General features: G+C 64.7%; 15 protein-coding genes. 6 read left to right on the plus strand and 9 right to left on the minus strand.

Translation table 11 applies throughout. The features are described 5' to 3' along the window. Positions 1-187: hypothetical protein (locus NE584_RS03325; RefSeq protein WP_256181776.1), on the minus strand; the 187-nt coding region annotated here is incomplete at its 3' end. 164 nt (positions 188-351) lie between these two features. Here NE584_RS03325 and NE584_RS03330 point away from each other — a divergent pair. From NE584_RS03330 to NE584_RS03345, 4 genes are all read left to right on the plus strand, one after another. Further along, positions 352-1311 (plus strand): MoxR family ATPase, encoded by a 960-nt coding sequence (locus NE584_RS03330; RefSeq protein WP_256181777.1) that lies wholly within the window; start codon positions 352-354, stop codon positions 1309-1311. Beyond that, entirely contained in the window at positions 1301-2581 is a 1281-nt protein-coding gene (locus tag NE584_RS03335; protein ID WP_256181778.1) for a DUF58 domain-containing protein, read from the plus strand. Before NE584_RS03330 ends, NE584_RS03335 begins: the two co-directional genes overlap by 11 nt. 1577 nt (positions 2582-4158) lie before the next feature. Then, on the plus strand, positions 4159-5760 hold the full coding sequence (locus tag NE584_RS03340; protein ID WP_256181860.1) for an ABC-F family ATP-binding cassette domain-containing protein: 1602 nt from the start codon (positions 4159-4161) through the stop codon (positions 5758-5760). Between the two features lie 42 nt (positions 5761-5802). Further along, on the plus strand, positions 5803-7410 hold the full coding sequence (locus tag NE584_RS03345; RefSeq protein WP_256181779.1) for a peptide chain release factor 3: 1608 nt from the start codon (positions 5803-5805) through the stop codon (positions 7408-7410). 54 nt (positions 7411-7464) lie between these two features. Here the strand turns inward: NE584_RS03345 and NE584_RS19655 are convergent, their stop codons facing one another. The 5 genes from NE584_RS19655 to NE584_RS03370 form a co-directional block, all read right to left on the minus strand. Next, entirely contained in the window at positions 7465-9324 is a 1860-nt protein-coding gene (locus NE584_RS19655; RefSeq protein WP_277102643.1) for an ABC transporter permease, read from the minus strand. Beyond that, complete coding sequence (locus tag NE584_RS03355) at positions 9314-10081, minus strand: ABC transporter ATP-binding protein (RefSeq protein WP_256181780.1); 768 nt, start codon at positions 10079-10081, stop codon at positions 9314-9316. Before NE584_RS03355 ends, NE584_RS19655 begins: the two co-directional genes overlap by 11 nt. Positions 10082-10293: 212 nt before the next feature. Continuing rightward, entirely contained in the window at positions 10294-12141 is a 1848-nt protein-coding gene (gene asnB, locus NE584_RS03360) for an asparagine synthase (glutamine-hydrolyzing) (protein WP_256181781.1), read from the minus strand. Between the two features lie 97 nt (positions 12142-12238). After that, entirely contained in the window at positions 12239-12514 is a 276-nt protein-coding gene (locus tag NE584_RS03365) for a hypothetical protein (RefSeq protein WP_050622990.1), read from the minus strand. A gap of 327 nt (positions 12515-12841) precedes the next feature. Further along, complete coding sequence (locus NE584_RS03370; protein ID WP_108980061.1) at positions 12842-15175, minus strand: SpoIIE family protein phosphatase; 2334 nt, start codon at positions 15173-15175, stop codon at positions 12842-12844. Positions 15176-15420: 245 nt separating this feature from the next. Between NE584_RS03370 and NE584_RS03375 the strand changes: the two genes are divergently transcribed. Both NE584_RS03375 and NE584_RS03380 read left to right on the plus strand, forming a co-directional pair. Then, positions 15421-15867 (plus strand): GNAT family N-acetyltransferase, encoded by a 447-nt coding sequence (locus tag NE584_RS03375; RefSeq protein ID WP_050622992.1) that lies wholly within the window; start codon positions 15421-15423, stop codon positions 15865-15867. Between the two features lie 133 nt (positions 15868-16000). Next, positions 16001-16759, plus strand: coding sequence for a M23 family metallopeptidase (locus NE584_RS03380; RefSeq protein ID WP_108980063.1), 759 nt, complete (start codon positions 16001-16003; stop codon positions 16757-16759). 109 nt (positions 16760-16868) lie between these two features. Here the strand turns inward: NE584_RS03380 and NE584_RS03385 are convergent, their stop codons facing one another. From NE584_RS03385 to NE584_RS03395, 3 genes are all read right to left on the minus strand, one after another. After that, complete coding sequence (locus NE584_RS03385) at positions 16869-17933, minus strand: NAD(P)H-dependent oxidoreductase (protein ID WP_256181784.1); 1065 nt, start codon at positions 17931-17933, stop codon at positions 16869-16871. A gap of 45 nt (positions 17934-17978) precedes the next feature. After that, a complete protein-coding gene (locus NE584_RS03390) occupies positions 17979-18383 on the minus strand; it encodes a hypothetical protein (protein ID WP_256181785.1) in 405 nt (134 codons plus the stop codon). Between the two features lie 83 nt (positions 18384-18466). Next, complete coding sequence (locus tag NE584_RS03395; protein WP_256181786.1) at positions 18467-19705, minus strand: lactate dehydrogenase; 1239 nt, start codon at positions 19703-19705, stop codon at positions 18467-18469. Positions 19706-19718: the final 13 nt, after the last annotated feature.

Raw genomic sequence — 19718 nt, forward strand, 5'->3', positions numbered from 1 at the left:
GATCCTGAAGGTGGAATCCACGCTGAAAAGCGGTTGGCTCACCGGCGGGCCGAAGAGCTCCTTCGGGAGCGCCCCGCTCTGCTGTCTGCCCCTCCGGGGAACTTCGCCAGCCGTCCCCGTCCGGCTTGCTGAGGATGGCTCCCGCCCCCTGACAGGGCAGATATTTCAGAAAGCGGCGCACCGCCATGCGGGCGCTCTTCCGGCTCCGGAAGGCCCGGGCACTGTCCGCCCAGCCCTTCGGGGCGGGGTCGGGCACTTCTTTACAAATTGGGGATAGAATTCCCAAAAAATCGTGGTAAAATGGAGCTTATCTGTAAAACCGGCGAGAGCCGGCACAAGGAGGAGCTCCCTATGGATATCGCTCAGCTGGCAGACCGCCTGACTGCGGAAACCGCCAAGATCATCTACGGCAAGGAGACGCAGATCCGCCTGATTGTCATGGCACTGCTCTCCCAGGGCCACGTGCTTCTGGAGGACCTGCCCGGCGTAGGCAAGACCACCCTGATCAAGACCCTGGCCGCCGTGTCCGGCTGCCGATCCAAGCGCATCCAGTTCGTCCCCGACCTGCTGCCCGCCGACATCCTGGGCATGAACATCTACGATCGGAACCGGGGGGAGTTCCGCCGCCTGCCCGGCCCCGTGTTCACCAATCTGCTGCTGGCCGACGAGATCAACCGGGCGGTCCCCCGCACTCAGTCCGCCCTGCTGGAGGCCATGGAAGAGCGGCAGGTCACCATCGACGGCGAGACCCTTCCCCTCCCCACCCCCTTTGTGGTGATGGCCACCCAGAACCCGGTGGAGTCGGAGAGCACCTTCCGCCTCCCCGCCGCCCAGATGGACCGCTTTCTCATCCGCCTCTCCATGGGCTACCCCGCCCCTGAGGAGGAGCGGCGGATGCTCTTCTCCCTGGGAGACAGCATCCCGCTGGACGGTCTGGAGACTGTCACCTCCCCGGAGGAGCTGGTGTCCGCCCAGGACTCCCTCTCCCAGATCCGGGTGTCCCCGGAGGTGGCCGACTACCTGGTGGCCCTGGTGGGAGCCACCCGCAGCCACCCCATGGTCCGGATGGGGGCCAGCCCCCGGGCCTCCCGGGCCCTGTTCCGGGCCGCCCGGGCCTGGGCCGCCATGGCGGGCCGCTCCTTCGTTACCCCGGACGACATCCAGGCCCTGATCCACCCCGTGCTGGCCCACCGGCTGCTGCTCACCAACGAGGCCCGGCTCTCCGGTGTCACCGCTGACGGGGTGCTGGACCAGATCGCCGCCCAGCTCCCCGTCCCCCCGGCGGCGGGAGATGAGTTCCATGGAGCGTAAGGCCCTGTTCGGCCGGGGCTCCAGCCTGCTGATCTCTTCCCCTGCCCTGGTGCTGTTCGGGGCCGGGGTCCTGCTGGCCCTGCGCCTGGGCAGCGGCGGGGTGGCGGGGGTATGCCTGTTCTTCCTCCTGCTGGGGCTGGCCGCCCGGTGGTGGGGGAGCAGAGCCATACGCGGCGTCTCCATCCAGGTGGAGTGCCCCCGCCCCCGGCTCTTTCCCGGGCAGCAGACCCAGCTCATCTACCATCTGGAGAACGGGAAGGCTCTGCCGCTGATCTGGCTGGAGCTGTCCCAAAACGCCCCGGAGGAGGGGTGCCTCACCCCCGACGATGCCTTTGAGTCCTATCTGCAGCCCGCCCCGGATCAGGAAGGGGGCGCCCCGGTCCCCGCCCTGCGCCAGTCCTTCTCCTTTGTGGGGAGCTGGCAGACCATCCAGGTTGAGAGCACCTGGACTGCCCAGCGGCGGGGACTGTACCGGGTCCACCGACTGGTGGCCCGCTCCGGGGACGGCTTCGGGCTGGTCCAGGGGGAACAGCCCCTCCCCGCCGGGCAGATCCCCGCCATCGCCGTCTATCCCCGGCCGGTGGAGGTGGACCTCTCCCTCTTTCTCCGCCCCCAGTGGGACTGCGCCGCCGGCTGTCAGGGGTGGATGGAGGACAACACCGTGCTCCGGGGCTGCCGGGAGTACCAGCCCGGAGACAGCTGGAAGCATATCAACTGGCGCATGGCCGCCCGGGAGCAGGGCACGCCGGTGAACCTGTACCAGACCATCCAGCCCAGAGGGCTGCGCTTTCTGCTGGATGGGGAGTCCTTCTGCGGTCTCTCCCAGGACTGGAGGGAGCTGGAGGGGGCCCTGGAGGTACTGGCCTCCGTCCTTTCCGGCCTGTCTGGCGCAGGGGTGGACTGCTCCCTCTCCCTCCCCCACTCCCGCCTCTTCGGTCCCATGACCGTCTCCTCCGGGGAGGGCGGCGGGGACGACCTGCTCTTCTATCTGGCGGGCTACCGCTGCCTGGCCCAGCGGGTCCCAGAGGAGAGTCGCTCCCCCCAGGGGCCGGCCTTTCTCCCCTCCCGCTTCGCCGCCGACGCGGCCCCCCAGTCCGGCACCGCCTATCTGATCACCTGCTCCGGCAGCCGCCTCCCCGCCGCCCTGATGGAGCGGCTGGACCCAGGGCAGCTGTGGGTGCTGTGCGCCCAGGACTGGGAGGTCCCCGCCCGGGCCGGGTTCCGGTCCCTCTCCTTGGACTCCCTGCGGAAAGGGGGGAGCCGCCCGTGAACCAGAGCCGTTCCCGCCTTGTCGATTTGGCCGGCCTGCTGTCCAATGTGACTGCCCTGCACACCCTGTTCTCCATCTTCGCCTTCCGTCAGACCGGCCGGTCTGATCCGGCCGGCCTGCTCATCTGGTGCGTCTGCCTCTCCCTGACCTGTGGGGGTCTGGCCCTGTTTCTCCGGCGCCCCCGGACCCAGCGCTCCGTCCTGCTTCTGGCGCTGGCCGCTCTGGCCCTCCAGGGGGCCGTCGTCTGGCTGTGGGGGGTGCGCTATCCCTCCCTGCTGTCCTGGCTGTGCCTGCTTGCCATGTGGGGCTTCTCCTACTTCCGCTGCTATGAGCTGCTGATCCGCCCCACGCCCGCGGAGCAGCTGATGGTCTCCTTCGAGACCGCCTCCCTGGTCCTGCTGGCCGCCGCCCTGTGCACCGCCGCCGGTGTCCTCCCCCTGGACACAGCCCTGGCCCCCGCCGCCGGCACTCTGCTGGCCCTGGCAGCCCTGGCCGGACAGAGAGCCTCCAACAGCCGCCCCGGCGGACAGGCCGCCGGCTCCCTCCGGGGGCGTCTGCTCCTTCTCCTGCTGCTGGCCGCCCTGGGCGGGGGCGCAGCCCTGTGCGTGCTGCTGTTCACCGGCACCGCCGCCCAGGCCCTCACCGCCCTCACCGGCTGGCTGCGTGAGCTGGCCTCTGGGGCGCTGGCCCTTCTGGACCGGTTCTTCCGCTGGCTCTTCTCCCTCTTCTCTGCCCCGGAGACCGGCTCCCTAAACCTGCCCGATCCCATCTCCGCCGCAGGCGGCCCGGCCGGCGAGGCCGTCCAGAGCAGCGATGCGGTCCTCTATGTGCTGGCCGGCCTGGTCCTGCTGGCCGGCGTCGGCGCGATCCTTTGGGCCCTCCGCCGAGGCGGAAGCCGCACCCGGTCCCACCCTCCGGTCCGCAGGGGCCGCGTCGTGGACCGCCGCAGCCCACGGGACACCCTGGCAATGCTGTGGTCCCGGCTGGCGGACCGCGTCCGCTTCCAGCTCACCTACCTGGCCCGGCGGAATACCCCCGCCGGCGTGCTGGTGTGGCTGGACCGCCGCCTGAAGCGCCGCCGCAGGGGCCGCCGGCCGGGGGAGACCTGCCGCGCCTTCCTGGACCGGGCGGCGGCGGAGCTGCCCGGCTGTGCCCAAGCTGGGGGAGCTGGCCCGCTGTCTGGACCAGCTCTACTTCGGCGGCGGAGCCCCCGCCTTCTCCCCAGCCCGAGCCTCAGAGCTCCGCCGAGCCCTGCGCCTGGCCTCCCGTCCGCCGGAGAGGCCCGCACGGCACTGACTCCCCCTCCGCGCCCCGAGATCTCCCAGTGGAGAGTCCTGGGGCGCTTTTTCTCCCTTTCCGCTGTCCTGTTGGTCAAAAAAACAGCTGTAAACGAAAAAATGCCCCCAATTTTCCGGAAAATACTCTATCCTTTTCCTCCTGTTTGTGATAAGATAGTAACCTCAGTGTGCAGAGGACCGCACGGCGTTTCGGGGCGGGCAGACCGCGGGCGTGCCGCCCTTTGTGCACTGAGCGGACGCAAACTGTTTTTACCATGGAGTGTAAGGAGCGAGACGACTATGATCACCGTCACCGATCTGGGGCTGCAGTACGGCGGACAGCCCCTGTTTTCTCACGTGGACCTGCAATTCACCCGGGGCAACTGCTACGGCATCATCGGCGCCAACGGGGCTGGCAAGTCCACCTTTTTGAAGATCCTGTCCGGGGACCTGGAATCCACCAGCGGCACCGTGTCCATCCTGCCCAACGTGCGCATGTCGGTACTGAAGCAGGACCAGAACGCCTATGATGCCTACAACGTCATGGACACCGTCATCATGGGCAACCAGCGCCTGTATGAGGTGGGCAGGGAGAAAGAGGCCATCTACGCCAAGGAGGAGATGACCGACGAGGACGGAATGCGGGCCTGTGAGCTGGAGGAGGAGTACGCCGAACTGGGCGGCTGGGAGGCGGAGAGTGACGCCAGCCGCATTCTCCAGGGGCTGGGCATCGGCACGGAGTATCACACCAGCGACATGGCCACCCTGGATGCCCGTTTGAAGGTGAAAGTGCTGCTGGCCCAGGCCCTGTTCGGCAATCCGGACATTCTGATGATGGACGAGCCCACCAACAACCTGGACATCGACGCCATCAACTGGCTGGAGGACTTCCTGCTGGACTTTGAGGGCACCGTCATCGTGGTCAGCCACGACCGCCATTTCCTCAATACCATCTGCACCCACATCGTGGATATCGACTACAACAAGATCAAGATGTACGTGGGCAACTACGACTTCTGGTATGGGTCCTCTCAGCTGGTGCAGCAGCTCATCAAGAATCAGAACAAGAAGAACGAGGAGAAGATCAAGGAGCTCCAGGACTTCATCTCCCGCTTCTCCGCCAACAAGTCCAAGAGCAAGCAGGCCACTGCCCGGCGCAAGCTGCTGGACAAGCTCACCGTGGAGGAGATGCCTGCCTCCTCCCGCCGCTACCCCTGGGTGGGCTTTTCCCCCGACCGGGAGGTGGGCAAGGACATCCTCTTTGTCACCGATGTATCCAAGACCATCGACGGGGTGAAGGTGCTGGACAAGGTCTCCTTCATTGTGGAGCACGGGGACAAGATCGCCTTTGTGGGCGACAATGAGAACGCTCACACCGCCCTGTTCAAGATCCTCGCCGGCGAGATGGAGCCCGACGAGGGCACTGTGAAGTGGGGGCAGACCGCCACCTTCTCCTACTTCCCCAAGGACAACACCGAATATTTCAAGGACTGCGACGACAATCTGGTACAGTGGCTGCGCCAGTTCTCCCCTGATCCCCAGGAGCAGTATCTCCGGGGCTTCCTGGGCCGGATGCTCTTCTCCGGCGACGAGGTGTATAAGCCCGTGAAGGTCCTCTCCGGCGGTGAGAAGGTGCGGTGCATGCTCTCCCGGATGATGCTGTCCGGGGCCAACGTGCTCATGCTGGACCAGCCCACCAACCACCTGGATCTGGAGTCCATCGCCGCCCTGAACAACGGCCTGGAGGCGGTCAAGTGCAATGTGCTGGTCTCCTCCCACGATCACCAGCTCATCCAGACGGTGTGCAACCGCGTCTTCGACTTCACTGAGGACGGCAGGCTCATCGACCGGAAGCTGACCTATGACGAGTATTTGGAGCGGCAGAAGGAGCAGCAGGGCTGAGCGCCGCCTGCCCCCCATCCCACTGACTCAGGAGTGAAGCTCATGTCTCAATATGAATCTGAAATCAAGCGCAGAAGGACCTTTGCCATCATCTCCCATCCCGATGCGGGCAAGACCACACTGACGGAGAAGTTCCTGCTCTACGGCGGGGCCATCGCCCAGGCCGGCCAGGTGAAGGGCAAGAAGAACACCCGGGCGGCCACCTCCGACTGGATGGAGATCGAGAAGCAGCGCGGCATCTCGGTGACCTCCTCGGTGATGCAGTTCCAGTATGAAGGCTTCTGCATCAACATCCTGGACACCCCGGGACACCAGGACTTTTCTGAGGACACCTACCGCACCCTGATGGCCGCCGACTCCGCCGTCATGGTCATCGACGCGGCCAAGGGCGTGGAGGCCCAGACCCGGAAGCTGTTCAGGGTGTGCGCCATGCGGGACATCCCCATCTTCACCTTCATCAATAAGATGGACCGGGAGGCCCGGGACCCCTTTGAGCTGTGCGAGGAGCTGGAAAAGGAGCTGGGCATCGACACCTACGCCATGAACTGGCCCATCGGCTGCGGCAAGGAGTTCCAGGGCGTCTACGACCGCCAGAACCGCCAGATCATCCATTTCACCTCCAACACCAACGCCAGGGCCGCCACTGCCACCCAGATCGAGCTGGACGACCCGGCTCTGGCCGGGCTCATCGGCCAGGCCAAAAAGGACCAGCTCACCGACGAGATCGAGCTGCTGGACGGGGCCTCCTGCGACTTCGACATGGACCGGGTGCGCCACGGGAGGCTGTCCCCGGTGTTCTTCGGCTCCGCCCTCACCAACTTCGGCGTGGAGCCCTTTCTGGAGGAATTTCTCCGTATGACCACGCCTCCCCTGCCCCGGAAGGCGGGAGAGGATATCATCGACTCCTTTGATGACGATTTCTCCGCCTTTGTCTTCAAGATCCAGGCCAACATGAACAAGGCCCACCGGGACCGCATCGCCTTTATGCGGGTGGTGTCCGGCCGTTTTGATGCGGATAAGGAGGTCTACCACCTCCAGGGCGGGAAGAAGATTCGTCTTTCCCGCCCCCAGCAGCTGATGGCGGCAGAACGGGAGATCATCGAGGAGGCCTACGCCGGGGACATCATCGGCGTGTTCGACCCGGGCATCTTCTCCATCGGGGACACCCTGTGCGCCCCAGGGAAGAAGTTCCAGTTCGACCCCATCCCCACCTTCGCCCCGGAGCACTTTGAGCGTATCCGCTCGGTGGACACCATGAAGCGCAAGCAGTTTCTCAAGGGGGTGGAGCAGATCGCCCAGGAGGGCGCCATTCAGATCTTCAAGACCCCCTACACCGGCATGGAGGAGGTCATCGTAGGCGTGGTGGGCACCCTTCAGTTCGACGTGCTGGAGTACCGCCTGCGCAGCGAGTACAACGTGGAGCTGTACAAGGAGGGCCTGCCCTTCGAGTACCTGCGCTGGATCGTGAAGGAGGACGAGGACGCCCCCCCGCTGAAGGAGGAGGACCTGCTGCTCCCCAACGACGCCAAGCTGGTGGAGGACTACAAGGGCAATCAGCTGCTGCTGTTCGCCTCCCAGTGGTCCATCCAGTGGGTCCAGGACCGGAACAAGGGCCTTCAGCTGGCAGAGTTCGGCGGCGCAAAATTTTAAAAACATCAAATCAGCGGCTCCGTGGAAGCTCTCTTCCGCGGAGCCGCTGTTCTTTCATTCAAGCTTGGTCCAGCTCTGCCGGGCCATCCGACGGCAGGCCAGGGCTGTGGCCAGGAAGTAGCCTCCGTAGACCAGGATCAGCACAGCGGCTGTGGCCAGACTGCTCCCCACCGAGTCCACCTCGCCCGCCGTGGCAATGATGTCGTTGGCCGCCTTCATCCCCACCATGGAGTGGATCAGGGCCAGCCCCAGGGGCATCAGGAAGGCCAGAGCCACCTGCTGGGAGGCCGAGCGGGCGATGAGGCCGTCGTCCGCCCCCAGCCGGCGGAGCATGGCGTACCGCTTCTGGTTGTCCGCCGCCTGGCTCAGCTGCTGGAGGGCCAGCACCGCGGCCGCCGCCAGCAGGAAGGTGAAGCCCAGATACAGCCCCAGAAACAGGGCCAGGATCTTGGAGCCCATGATGCTCTGATAGGCGTCCAGGCGGCTGGAGAAGTGGAGGGCGTAGTCCAGGTCCAGGGGGCGGATCAGCTGGAGCAACTCGGCCTCCGTCCGCTCCTCGTCCCCTCCGGCGTAGTCCACAAACCACACCTGCCGCCGCACCTCCAGCTGTCCAGCCAGCTCGTCTGGGACCACTGCGTAGCTCAGGGACAGCCCGCCGGTGACCGCCCGGCGCTCTGGGTCGTCAGGCACCATGGGCACCTCCTCATGACAGCTCCCCCGCCCGCCGTGGGCCAGCAGGGCGTTATAGTCGGAGAGCCGGATAGCCGCCGACACCTCCTCCACCCCGGTGACCGCTGGGTCATTGTAGTAAAACAGTACGTCCAGCTGCTCTCCCAGACGGTCCAGGTCAAAGCCGCCCTCCGCCAGCACGGCCGGGAAGTCCACAAGGCCCGCGCTGTCGGCGGACTGATTCTGCACCGTCAGATCAAAGGGAGCCTCTTCATCGGCCGCCGCCTCCAAGGTGGAGTTGAGTCCGATGGAGCTGGCGGTGATGCCGACGGCCAGCAGCAGCAGGATGCAGATGACCGTCATGGACAGGTAGGTGGAGTGGACCCTGCTCAGCCACTGGCGCAGGGTGAATAGGTTCAGCCCCCGGAAGTAGAGCCCGGGCCGGCTCTGGACCAGCTTCACCACAAAGCCGGACAGGGACTTAAAGATCAGCAGAGTGCCCAGGGTGCCCAGGAACAGCATGGCCGCACAGATGGGCAGGACCGCCACAGCGATGGCCATGCCAAAGGTCAGCAGGATGGCATAGGCGGCCGCCAGGCAGACCGCCCCCAGCACGAACTGGACCACCGCCAGCCCCAGGGGCCTCTCCCGCAGCTCCTCATTTTTCCGCTCCCCCTGCATTAGGTCGATAAGCCGGGCCCGGGACACCTGGATGCCGCTGAACACCATCACGAGCAGAAAGATCAGGCCGAAATAGCCCACTGTGCGCACCGCTGCCCGAGGGGAGAAGGCCAGGGCGAAGGCGTCTACCCGGATGGAGAACATGGACAGAGTGAGGGCAGACAGGCCCTGGGAGGCCGCTAGGCCCAACAGCAGCCCCGCCGCCAGAGAGATCAGGCCGATGACCAGCGTCTCCAGCACCAGCAGTCCTGACACCTGCCGCTGGCTCAGGCCCAGCAGCAGATAGGTCCCCAGCTCCCGCTTGCGTCGGCGGATGAGGAACGTGTTGGCATACAGGATCAAACAGGCCAGCACCACCGCCACAAAGACGGAGAAAATATCCAGAATGGTCTGGATCAGCTGGGCCATGGGGTTTTGGCTCTGAGCCAGATAGACCATTACCCCCTGCCCGTCGATGGAATTAAAGGTATAAAACAGACACACGCCAAAGGTGAGGGTGAGCAGATACACCCCGTAGTCCCGAAAGGAGCGGCGGACGTTCCGCAGGGCCAGCTTAGAGAACATCTTCCATCTCTCCTCCCAGTTGGGACACTACCCGGATGATTTGGGCGAAGAACGCCCGCCGGTCCATCCCGCCCCGGCTCAGTTCCAGGAAGATCTGCCCGTCCCGCAGGAAGATCACCCGGTGGCAGCAGCTGGCGGTGAAGGCGTCGTGGGTCACCATCAGAATGGTGGTCTGCCGGATCTGGTTCAGCTCCTCCAGCCGCTCCAGCAGCATCCGGGCGGATCTGGAGTCCAGCGCGCCGGTGGGCTCGTCGGCCAGCACCAGGGCGGGTCGGGTGACGATGGCCCGGGCCGCAGCGCAGCGCTGCTGCTGCCCGCCGGACATCTGGTAGGGGTATTTGTCCAGACAGTCCTGGATGCCCAGCAGCCGGGCGTTCTCCTCCACCTGTTCCCGGATCTCTCCCGCCGGCGTCCTGACGATGGACAGGGCCAGGGCGATATTCTCAAAGGCCGTCAGGGTGTCCAGCAGGTTGCAGTCCTGAAAGATAAAGCCCAGCCGTTCCCGGCGGAAGCGGGCCAGTTCCTTTCCCCTCAGGTCGGACAATTCCTTCCCATCTACCAAGATGGAGCCGGAGGTGGGCCGGTCGATGGTGGAGACACAGTTGAGCAGAGTGGTCTTGCCCGAGCCGGAGGCCCCCATGATGCCCACATATTCTCCGCCTCTCAGGGAAAAGCTGACCCCGTTCAGGGCCGTCGTAGCGGCCCCCCGCCTTCCATAGACCTTTTTTAGGTCTGTGACCTTCAAGATTTCTTCCATATTCATGCGCTCCTTGCCGCAGGCGGCTCCGCCGCCCCAAAATGGTTTATTGAAACTGTATGAATGATACCATACAGTTGCTTCAAATGCTCTAAAGGAGCTCTTAGGGTTTTCTTAAGAAATCATAAAGCCAGGGACAAAAAAGCGCGCCCCGGATGGGGCGCGCCAGAAAGCAGGAGGAACAAACAGGAGAAACGCACTGTCACCGCAGGTCAGACAGTCAAGTGGTATCGGGACATCCATTCGTTGATCTGAATGAGGTAGGCCAGCATCTGGGGCCCGGCCATCAGCTGCCCGAACCAGGGCTTTCCATAGTCCCCTGCGTCGGACAACAGCCCTGCGCGCAGGGCTTTCTCGTCCACCAGGCTGTGGATGGGGGCGTCCCGATCGTCCAGGATGGTGAGCAGCCTGGCCCGGACCAGCTGCTCATACAGGGGGTCGTGGGTCTTGGGGTAGGGGCTCTTGGGCCGGCGGAGCAGCTCCTCCGGGAGCAGGCCTTCGGCCGCGTCCCTCAGCACCTGCTTGCGCTGCCCGTTCATAGCCTTCATTGCCCAGGGGATGTTCCACACATACTCCACCAGATGGTGGTCACAGAAGGGGACCCGCACCTCCAGCCCGGCGGCCATACTCATGCGGTCCTTCCGGTCCAGCAGGGTGGACATGAACCAGTTCAGGGACAGCCAGCCGACCTCCCGGCGGCGGCGTTCCCACAGGGCCTCCCCCGGCAGGTCCGGCATCTCCGCCAGGGACTGCTGGTAGCGGGCCTGGACATAGTCCTCCACCTGGAGGCTCTCCCACAGCTCTGGCTTCACCACCGCCCTTCGGAACTCCAGGTCTGGACACCAGGGGAAGGTGTCCGCCTCCAGCAGCTCCGACCGCTCAAACCAGGGGTAGCCGCCAAACACCTCGTCAGCGCACTCCCCGGAGAGGGCCACCGTGTGCCGCTCCGCCACCTTCCGGCAGAAATACAGCAGGGAGGAGTCCACATCCGCCATCCCCGGCAGGTCCTTGGCCTCCACGGCCTCAGGGAGCAGCTGGAGCAGGGAGGGGATGTCGCACCGCAGCACCCGGTGTCGGGTACCCAGTGCCCGGACCGCCTTCTTTACCCAGGGAGCGTCGGCGTCCGGCTGGAAAGCGGACGCCTTGAAATGCTTCCGGTTGCCCACATAGTCAAAGGAGTAGGTCTCCAGGGGCTCCCGCCCCTGCTCCTGATAGGCCCGGGCGGCCACCGCGGTAATGATGGAGGAGTCCAGCCCGCCAGACAGGAAGGTACACAGGGGCACGTCGCTGACTAGCTGCCGCCGGATCGCTCCCTCCAGGAGATGGCGCACCTTCTCCACCGTCTCCTCGTAGCCGTCCTCGTGGGGGCGGCTCTCCAGTGCCCAGTACCGACGGATCTGGAGGCCCTCCGGGCCGGCCGTCAGCTGACAGCCCCCCTTCAGTTCCCGGACCCCCTCGAATACACCTGCCCCCGCTGTACGGGCGGGGCCGATGCCCAGCACCTCGCACAGCCCCTGCCGGCCCAGCCGTGGCTCTAGGCCCGGATATTGGAACAGTGCCTTCAGCTCGGATGCAAACACCAGTGCCCCGTCCTTCCAGGCATAGAAGAATGGCTTGACGCCGAACCGGTCCCTGCAGCACATCAGCCGCCTCCGCCCCCCATCCCAGAAAGCAAAGGCGAAGATGCCCTCCAGCCGTTGGGCCGCCCCATCCCCCCAGGCGATGCAGGCGTTGAGCAGCACCTCGGTGTCCGACTCCGTCTCAAAGGAGAAGCCCAGCTTCCGAAGCTCCCGGCGCAGCTCATCGGTGTTATAGAGCTCGCCGTTGTAGATCAACACATATTCCACGCCGTCCCGCACCCGGGCCATAGGCTGCTGCCCCCGCTCCGGGTCGATGACCGCCAGGCGTCGGTGGACCAGGACGCAGTCCGCTCCCTGCCAGAGTCCCTTTCCATCCGGTCCCCGGTGGGCAAGGGTCTCCCCCATCCGCTCTCCCGCTTCCCGCCAGACCGGGCCCGCGTTGTCCCGGGTAAAATCACAAAATCCGCAGATACCGCACATAAGTAAGCTCCTTTATCAGCCTTGGACCGGGAGCCCGGGCAGACGGGTCCGCCGCCGCCCGGTCCACATCCCATTGTATGCATGCGCCTCAGGTCTGTTACAGCAGAAACAGACCCAGCCCCCAGGCCAGCGAGGCCAGGACCGCCCCCGCAGCTCCCCAGGCCGGTCCGGGAAGCTGCCTGCCCCGGGCGTTCCATGCCCGGCTGCGGCGGAGATAGCCGTCCGCCGCCTGTCTGGCCTCCCGGATGACCTGGTCCGCGCTGACCCCCTCTCTGGCCAATGCCTCTTCTTTCACAATGAAAATGGCCTCCTCGAAGAGCTTGGGGTCCGGGGATTTCACCAGGATGACCTGGCGTGTGATGCCTTTGACCATGAGATACCTCCTCCGTTTCCGGGGCCCCTGCCGTGAGCCCCCTGTGTACACAGTTATTCTTGCCCAATTTTACCGGGTATATTCCGGCCCGGCCCGCCGTACACTGGATCTTGCCAAGAGATCTGAAGGAGGGGCGGAGATGGACGATGAATCCAAGGAGCAGCTGCTGTCCCTGGCGCTGGTATGTGCGGTCAATCTGGCCGTGATCCTTCTCATCCCGGTGCTCCAGGGGCGGCTTTGATCCCGTAGGAAAATGCCCCTGGCGGCCGCATCCATACGGCCGCCAGGGGCATTTGCTGCCAGGCAAAGGGTCCGCGCACTTGACCTCTACGTTCTCCGCGCGATCCGCACCACCAAGGCGGTGCGGTCATCGGTGGCTCCCTCCGGGCTGTCGGTGATCAGACTCCGGGCCAGCTCCTTGGGGCTCTCCCCATCGAATTTAGCCAGCCGCTCCCGGACCCAGGCGTCGTCCCCAGTTCCGGCGATGCCGTCGCTGACCATAAGGACGCAGTCCCCCGCCTCCAGCCGCAGCCGGGTATGGTCGGGCACCGCGTGCTCCGAAGGGGCCAGCCCAGCGGGCAGGGAGCTGCCTGCGATCCGCCGCACCGAGCTCCCTCTCCGCACATAGGTGGGGGCAGCTCCCAGCTTGTACACCGCCCCCTCCCCTGTGAACAGGTCCACCTGGAGCAGGTCCACTGTGGTGAACCCCCCCTCCTCCTCTCCCCGAAGGGCCAGGGCAGAATTCAGTGTGGCCAGGGCGTGGCCCGTCTCCACCCCCGCCATCAGGAACTGCTCCAGCAGGCGGACAGCCAGGGAGCTCTCCCGGCCCGCCCCGGGCCCGCTCCCCATGCCGTCGCACAGCAGCACATAGAGGGTGCCGTCCTCCCGCTTGAAGTAGGTCCCGGCGTCCCCGCTCACCGTCTCCCCGTCCTTCTTCCGGGCTGCCACGCCCGCCACCGCCATCAGCGGCTCCAGCTGGATCAGAGTCAGGCTCTCCTCCCCCGCCTCCGCTCGGGTAGGCACACCCAGCAGATCCGATAGGGCGGCCAACTCCTCCGGTGTGTCCAGAGTCTGGCATCCCTCCCCCTTCAGCTCCGCCCGCAGACGGCCGTACTCGTCCCGGTACACCGCCGTCTCCATCTCCAGTCCCAGCAGAGCCAGGTGCCGCCTCAGCTTCTGATTGCCTGCCGGGTCCGGGATCAGCTCCCGGCTCAGCTCTGCCGCCGCCGTCCCCAGAAGGGCGGACAGCTCCCCATATTGCCGGCACACCGCCGCCCGGCTCTCCCGGATGCGGCTGTTGTACTGCCGGCGGTAGAGCAGGGCGGTGAGCTCCTGGTTCACCGCCTCCACAAAGGCGGGGAAGTGGAGGCAGCGGTCGGCGAAGTAGCGGGGGTAGTCGCTGGCCACTCCCCGCCCCCGCTCCAGCATGGGGGCCGTGGCGTCGTTGAGGGCGTTGAAGGTGGTCACATAGTCCCGCTCCCAGCAGCTGGACCGGAGGGAGCAGGTCCGGCACACCCGACAGGCCGCCCGGTCAAAGACCGCCGCCACATCGTTGTCGTTCTCCGGCACCCGGAAGGAGCCCCGCAGGGACTCGTACAAGGTACGGAAGGCGGCGGCGGTGGCCTCCAGCTTTTTCTGCACATAGCCCTGGGCCCTGCCATCCGGGGGCGCCGTCTGGGCTGGGGCCAGCAGGCCTCCCAAGCGCTTCCACTGGCGCTCCGGCACCATGAAAAAAGCCACTGAACCCAAAAACACCTCATACAGGATGGCCAGGGTCAGCCCCCGGTCCCAGGTCCACAGGACGGCGGCCCCGTCCGCCGCCGCGAAGGCCGCCGCCGCCCACACCCGTTTCTTGCCCCGGAAGGCCCCTGCTGCCAGAGCGGCCAGCCCCCAGGCCATGGCGTAGAGTGGGACGCCCGAGCCCGCCAGATCCATGGACAAGCCGATGGTCACCCCAAGTACGGCTCCTGCCGCCAGTCCGCCCTGCCAGGCCCCCGCCAGCACCAGACAGGCTCCCAGCGTCCGGCCGAAGGAGACATCCTTCCATAGATACAGGTTGGAGAGGGAGATCAAGGTGGTACACACCAGGACCAGGGCCCCGGTCCGCCGGGCTGCGGAGCATACCCCCTCCCCGCTCCCCCGCCGTATAGGCAGCAGCAGCACCCGGTAGCACCAGGCCGCGGCCACCGTCAGGGCGATCTCACTAAGGAAGTAGATCACGTCCACTGTTCGCCAGCCCCCCTGGGACAGATAGATGAAGCCGGTGCAGCCGTTCATCAGGCCTGCCACCCCGGGCATGGTCCAGGGCCTCTGGAAGAGCTTCATGTCGTAAAAGGCAAAGCCCACCGCGAAGGTCAGGATGGCAGCGGACAGATAGCGCAGTGCATCAGAGAAGCCCAGCAGGGTCAGATAGCCGAATCCCGCCCCCAGCAGGGCCGCCCCGCCGCACAGTCCGGTGCCTGATGCCCCCACCATGGCCACGCCGAAGGGGGCGAAGCCGCCGAACACCTCCGCCCCTGCCAGCACCGCCGCCAGCATTAGATGGATGCCCACCTCTGCCGTCCGCAGCACCGCCGGGCCGCTCAGCCCTGTCCGCCCCAGCCGGGCCGTCTGCCCCCGCAGCCTCGTCAGCCGCATTTTCAGATCCTCTCTGGCCGCCATCTCGTCTCCTCCTATGTAGCTTCCGGCTTGTCCGGAACGTTGTGCCCCACATTATAATCCATTATTTGGAAAAACATGGTCGGAATCAGGAGACGATTTCCTCCGGCGGCCTTTTTCCCTCCGGTTGCTTTTTGCCAGGCAATATGATATTATAACAATAGACCTATTGGGTGAGCACCTACCATCAGTCAGGCTGTTTCAGTCTGGCTTTTTTTATGGAAACAGAGAAAAGGAGGTCAACAGAAATGATGTTAAAAGTATTGGGGATGGCGCATGAGCAGGCCGTCAAAGGACTGATCCGGGATGCCTTTTCGGCGGAACCCTGGTGTGACCGCTGGGAGGATGAGGATGTGTTTCATTCCTATATTCTGGACGTGATGGGCAATCAGAATTCTTTGGCCCTGGGACTTTTTTCGGAAGATGTCCTGATTGGGATCTCTCTGGGCCGTCTGCGGCACTGGTACAATGGCATTGAATACTGCATTGACGACCTGTGCATTGCCTCAGAACATCAGGGACAAGGGTTCGGGTCCCTGTGGATCCAGCTGATCCGAAATTATGCCTGTCAGCACGGCTTTCGGAACATCTCGCTCCAGACCAAAAGAAACGCGCCCGCTTACCACTTTTATCAAAAAACCGGCTTTGAAGAGCAGGAGGACCGGGTCTGCTTTTCTCTGGACTGCCTTCCATGATCTGAGGGCAGTCCCCCGCCGCGCTCATCGCGCGGTCGATTTTTGCTCAGAGGGCAGAAGTTCCATAAAATTTTTTCTCTGGAATGTATAACCATCCCCGGGCCTGTCCACAATAGGCTTCGGAGGTGGTTCCATGAAACGAACCGTATTTCAGAAACTGGGCGACTTCGTACTGGGAAAGGGCTTCTACATAGTCCTTTTCCTCTGTGTCGCCACCATTGGAATTTCGGGCTATTACCTTGTTCGCACCGTCAGCAGCACCCCCGGAGAGGCGGAACCGGTCACCGGCAGCCCCACCGTGGTCCTTCCCGACAGCAGCCAGAATGCGGCTCCCCCCCATACCACTCCCTCTGTCACCACACCCACCACGCCTACTGTGACCGAGCCAGAGGACAGCGGGAGCCAGGAGGCTTCCCTCCCCCAGACCGTGGAGGAGGAGCCGGCCGAGACGGTCCAGCCGGTGGAGGAGGACCCTGTTCCCGCTGTCTTCACCTGGCCGGTGAAGGGGGAGATCCTCTCCGGCTTCAGCCTGGAGGTGCTGGCCTATGATGAGACCATGGGCGACTGGCGCACCCACAGCGGCGTGGACATCGCCGCCAGCGTGGGCACCAACGTGCTGGCCATCAGCGCGGGCACGGTCCAGGGAGTCTACGATGACGACCTGATGGGCACCTGCGTGGTAGTGGACCACGGGGACGGCCTGACCAGCACCTACTGCAACCTCAGCGCCAAGCCAACTGTTTCGGAGGGCGACACCGTCAGCACCGGCACCGTGCTGGGCGTGGTGGGTGAGACCGCCATCGCCGAGAGCAGCCGCCCCTCCCATCTCCATCTGGAGATGGCCCAGGACGGCAAGGCGGTGGACCCTGTGAGCTACCTGCCCCAGCGCTGAAGGATCAAAAGAGCTCCACGCCCTTGATGGGTGTGGAGCCCTTTGCTGTCTGCGGAATAATCTTCTCCCCCGCCCCGCCATGCCTTTCACCGAGGGAGAAGGGCCCTCTTCAAGCCCGCCGGGCCAGGACTTCCAGCATATGGTCCGCGAACCGGTCCAACCGATCCCGGACCCCTGGCAGCCCCATGGCCTCCCCTGGGTCATTGGCTGTCTCCAGCAGGGCAAAGCGTCCTGGCAGATAGAAGGACTTGTTCATGTTCATGGCCGAGATCAGCTGCCGGGCCACCAAGTCGCTGCCCGAATAGCCAGAGACCACCAGGGCGAACAGGGCCTTGTCATAGAAGCGGGTCTGGCGGAACAAGGCGGTGAGGCGGTTGATGAAGGCAGTGAGATTAGCGGAGAGTGCGTCGTTGTAGTTGGGGCACAGCATGACCACCCCGTCGGCCCGGCGCACCGCGGGATAGACCTCCCGGGACATGACTCCGCCATAGAAGCACTCCCCCTTCTCCCCGAAGTGGATACACATGGTGTAGGGACAGCCGGAGCAGTCGTCCAGTGTCCCGTTGCGCAGGCCGATCTCCTGGACACTGCACACCTCCCCCAGCCGCTCCCGCACCCCTGCCCACAGGGCCATGGTGTTGGATGTGTGGTGGCTGGAGGCGTGGAGGACCAGCAGCTCAGGCCGCTCCTTTTGGGGGAAAGTGAAGGTGTCCAGACGCTGGACCAGCTCCTGTGCCGCCGCCAGATAGGCCCCCATCAGGTCGGTGCCCAGGTTTTTGGCCTGGACGCGGAAGTTGGCCAGGGAGCCCGTCCCCTCCACCAGCGGCCGCCCGATGAGGGCGCATCCCGCCATATCTGCGGCCAGGGCCAGCTCTCCGGCGGTGGATTTGGTGTACAGCTCTCCGGGGCCATCCACGATCAGCGCGGCGGTGCATCCCTCCAGCAGGTCCGGCTCCCGCCGCAGCCGGGAGAGCATGCGGTAATACTCCAAATTCTGTCCCGCCCCGTCCAGGGCCAGGGCAAACAGGACCCGGTCTCCCGGCCTCAGGTCCAGCTCCTCCGCGGTGCGGATGGTCCTCCCCTCCCGGTCCGCCAGGGCGTGGGAGAGGATACCGGACAGGCGGACGTCCGCCTCCGGCCGGCCCGGGTATGGATGGATCAAAATGATGGACATGAGATCACCTTCTTCAAAAGTTGATGTGCGGAGAGACCGGAAAGTTCAGTCTTTTCCCAGGGGTGGCCGCCGACCGTCCACAAAGGACAGGGACCCCAGGGCGGTGATCACCGCAGCGACAGAGAGGTGGAGCGCCACATTGGGGGGCGTAAAGTTGCAGGTATTGGACACCTCACCAAACTCCATCAAAAACCGGCAGGCCAGCCCCAAAAGCGTCATACCGAGGGCGAGGGCAGCTGATCTCCACACCTTGTTCCGGCTATACAGCACACCCAGGAGCTGTCCGATTTCAAAGTAACCGATACAGAGCATTAGCATAAAATACCAGCTGCCAAGCTGCCGCCCTGTGGTGAAATTATAGATGGGGAAGCCAGAACAGCCGAAAAGCACCAGAAATGTACAGAGACCGATAAGCCAGCGGATGCGGTGGGCCAAAATTTTTTCTCTCATGGGACACCCCCTTTGTCATGCAGGGCAAGTTATTCCATTCGGATGCAGGGGCACAACAAATCGCGTCCTTACCGGTTTTCCCTCTATAATACCGACTTTAAATGCTCCGCCGCCTCCCGGATATGGCCGAACAGGGGGTCCGGGATACGGGGCAGCAGCTCGGTCTCCACCCCGGCAGGGGTATAGCGGTTCTTGACCCCCATAAAGACCCCGTCCAGGAAGACGGAGCCGCAGTGCCACGCCCCCCGCAGGGTAAGCAGGATGGACAGGGCTCCGGAGGACAGCGCAGGGGCTACATAGGGCTTAAAGCCGATCTCCCGCATGACCAGATTGGCGGTGACCGTCCTGTGGGTCAGCTCCCGGGAGACCTCCTCGTCGTAGTGGTCGATGGAGTTGGCGATGAACAGTCCCGTGCCGTGGGGGCCGAAAGAGCGCCCCTCCGTCAGGAAGGAGGCCAGCCTGGGGTCCCGCTTTGCAAAGTAGGCCGCCCGGGCGTTCATCACCCCCAGGCCGAAGCCCTGGATCTGCTCTGGCCGCAGGCCCTTTCCATCCCATACGCCGTTCTCGTCCCGGTTGCTCTCCAGATAGGCGGTCTTGGCCAGGGGGTCCACCGGGTCGGACACCGCGCACCACAGCCCCTGGAAGTCGGCCGCCCGTGCCATACGGGCGTACTGCTTCACAATGGCGGCGTTGTTTTCGAACTGGGCCATGCGCACGTCCTTCACCTGGGAGCCCACCGGCGGGATGCCCCGGGAGGCCACAAAGACGAACACATCGCAGTCAAACAGCTTTTCCAGGGAAATGACCTCCACTTCCGGAAATGCCCCGTAGTCCCAGGGCAGGCTGATCTGCCCCATCTCGAACTCCCACCGGGCAGTGATCTGGTCGGAGAGGTCGCAGATGCCGATGGATGAGATCACATCCCCGCCCAGCAGCTTCAGCCCGGTGAGCAGAGTGGAACCCACGTCCCCGATGGCCAGGATATTGACCCGCTTTTTCTCCGTCCCGGCCCTCTGGGACAACACCTGCTCCCACCCCGCCCGGCCGGTATTGACGGCGGTGAGCATCCCCTCCTCCAGGGCGGCGGACAGGGGCGCGTCCAGGGGAAAGTCCGGCAGGCGGGAGGCGTCCAGCACCTCCAGGCCGTGGGGGGCCCTCAGCTGGCCCGGACAGTTCACCTTGAAGGAGCCCCGGCCCAGCACCGGGTCCCCCTCCACCAGATAGCAGATCGGAGTCCCCGGGGCGGGCTCCGCCTTGAGATAGGGGAGGTCCCTCCGCTCAGAGGCCAGGAGCTTTCCAGCCTTTTCATAATAATAGAACATAATATTACACCTC

The sequence above is a fragment of the Clostridium sp. DFI.5.61 genome (assembly GCF_024462915.1).
GTDB lineage: Bacteria > Bacillota > Clostridia > Oscillospirales > Oscillospiraceae > Lawsonibacter > Lawsonibacter asaccharolyticus.

Coding starts and splice junctions, on each gene's coding strand:
- NE584_RS03335 (WP_256181778.1), top strand. CDS start 1,301: ATGGAGCGTAAGGCCCTGTTCGGCCGGGGCTCCAGCCTGCTGATCTCT.
- NE584_RS03345 (WP_256181779.1), top strand. CDS start 5,803: ATGTCTCAATATGAATCTGAAATCAAGCGCAGAAGGACCTTTGCCATC.
- NE584_RS03390 (WP_256181785.1), bottom strand. CDS start 18,383: ATGAGAGAAAAAATTTTGGCCCACCGCATCCGCTGGCTTATCGGTCTC.
- NE584_RS19655 (WP_277102643.1), bottom strand. CDS start 9,324: ATGTTCTCTAAGCTGGCCCTGCGGAACGTCCGCCGCTCCTTTCGGGAC.
- NE584_RS03355 (WP_256181780.1), bottom strand. CDS start 10,081: ATGGAAGAAATCTTGAAGGTCACAGACCTAAAAAAGGTCTATGGAAGG.
- NE584_RS03375 (WP_050622992.1), top strand. CDS start 15,421: ATGATGTTAAAAGTATTGGGGATGGCGCATGAGCAGGCCGTCAAAGGA.
- NE584_RS03385 (WP_256181784.1), bottom strand. CDS start 17,933: ATGTCCATCATTTTGATCCATCCATACCCGGGCCGGCCGGAGGCGGAC.
- NE584_RS03340 (WP_256181860.1), top strand. CDS start 4,159: ATGATCACCGTCACCGATCTGGGGCTGCAGTACGGCGGACAGCCCCTG.
- NE584_RS03395 (WP_256181786.1), bottom strand. CDS start 19,705: ATGTTCTATTATTATGAAAAGGCTGGAAAGCTCCTGGCCTCTGAGCGG.
- NE584_RS03330 (WP_256181777.1), top strand. CDS start 352: ATGGATATCGCTCAGCTGGCAGACCGCCTGACTGCGGAAACCGCCAAG.
- NE584_RS03370 (WP_108980061.1), bottom strand. CDS start 15,175: ATGGCGGCCAGAGAGGATCTGAAAATGCGGCTGACGAGGCTGCGGGGG.
- asnB (WP_256181781.1), bottom strand. CDS start 12,141: ATGTGCGGTATCTGCGGATTTTGTGATTTTACCCGGGACAACGCGGGC.
- NE584_RS03380 (WP_108980063.1), top strand. CDS start 16,001: ATGAAACGAACCGTATTTCAGAAACTGGGCGACTTCGTACTGGGAAAG.
- NE584_RS03365 (WP_050622990.1), bottom strand. CDS start 12,514: ATGGTCAAAGGCATCACACGCCAGGTCATCCTGGTGAAATCCCCGGAC.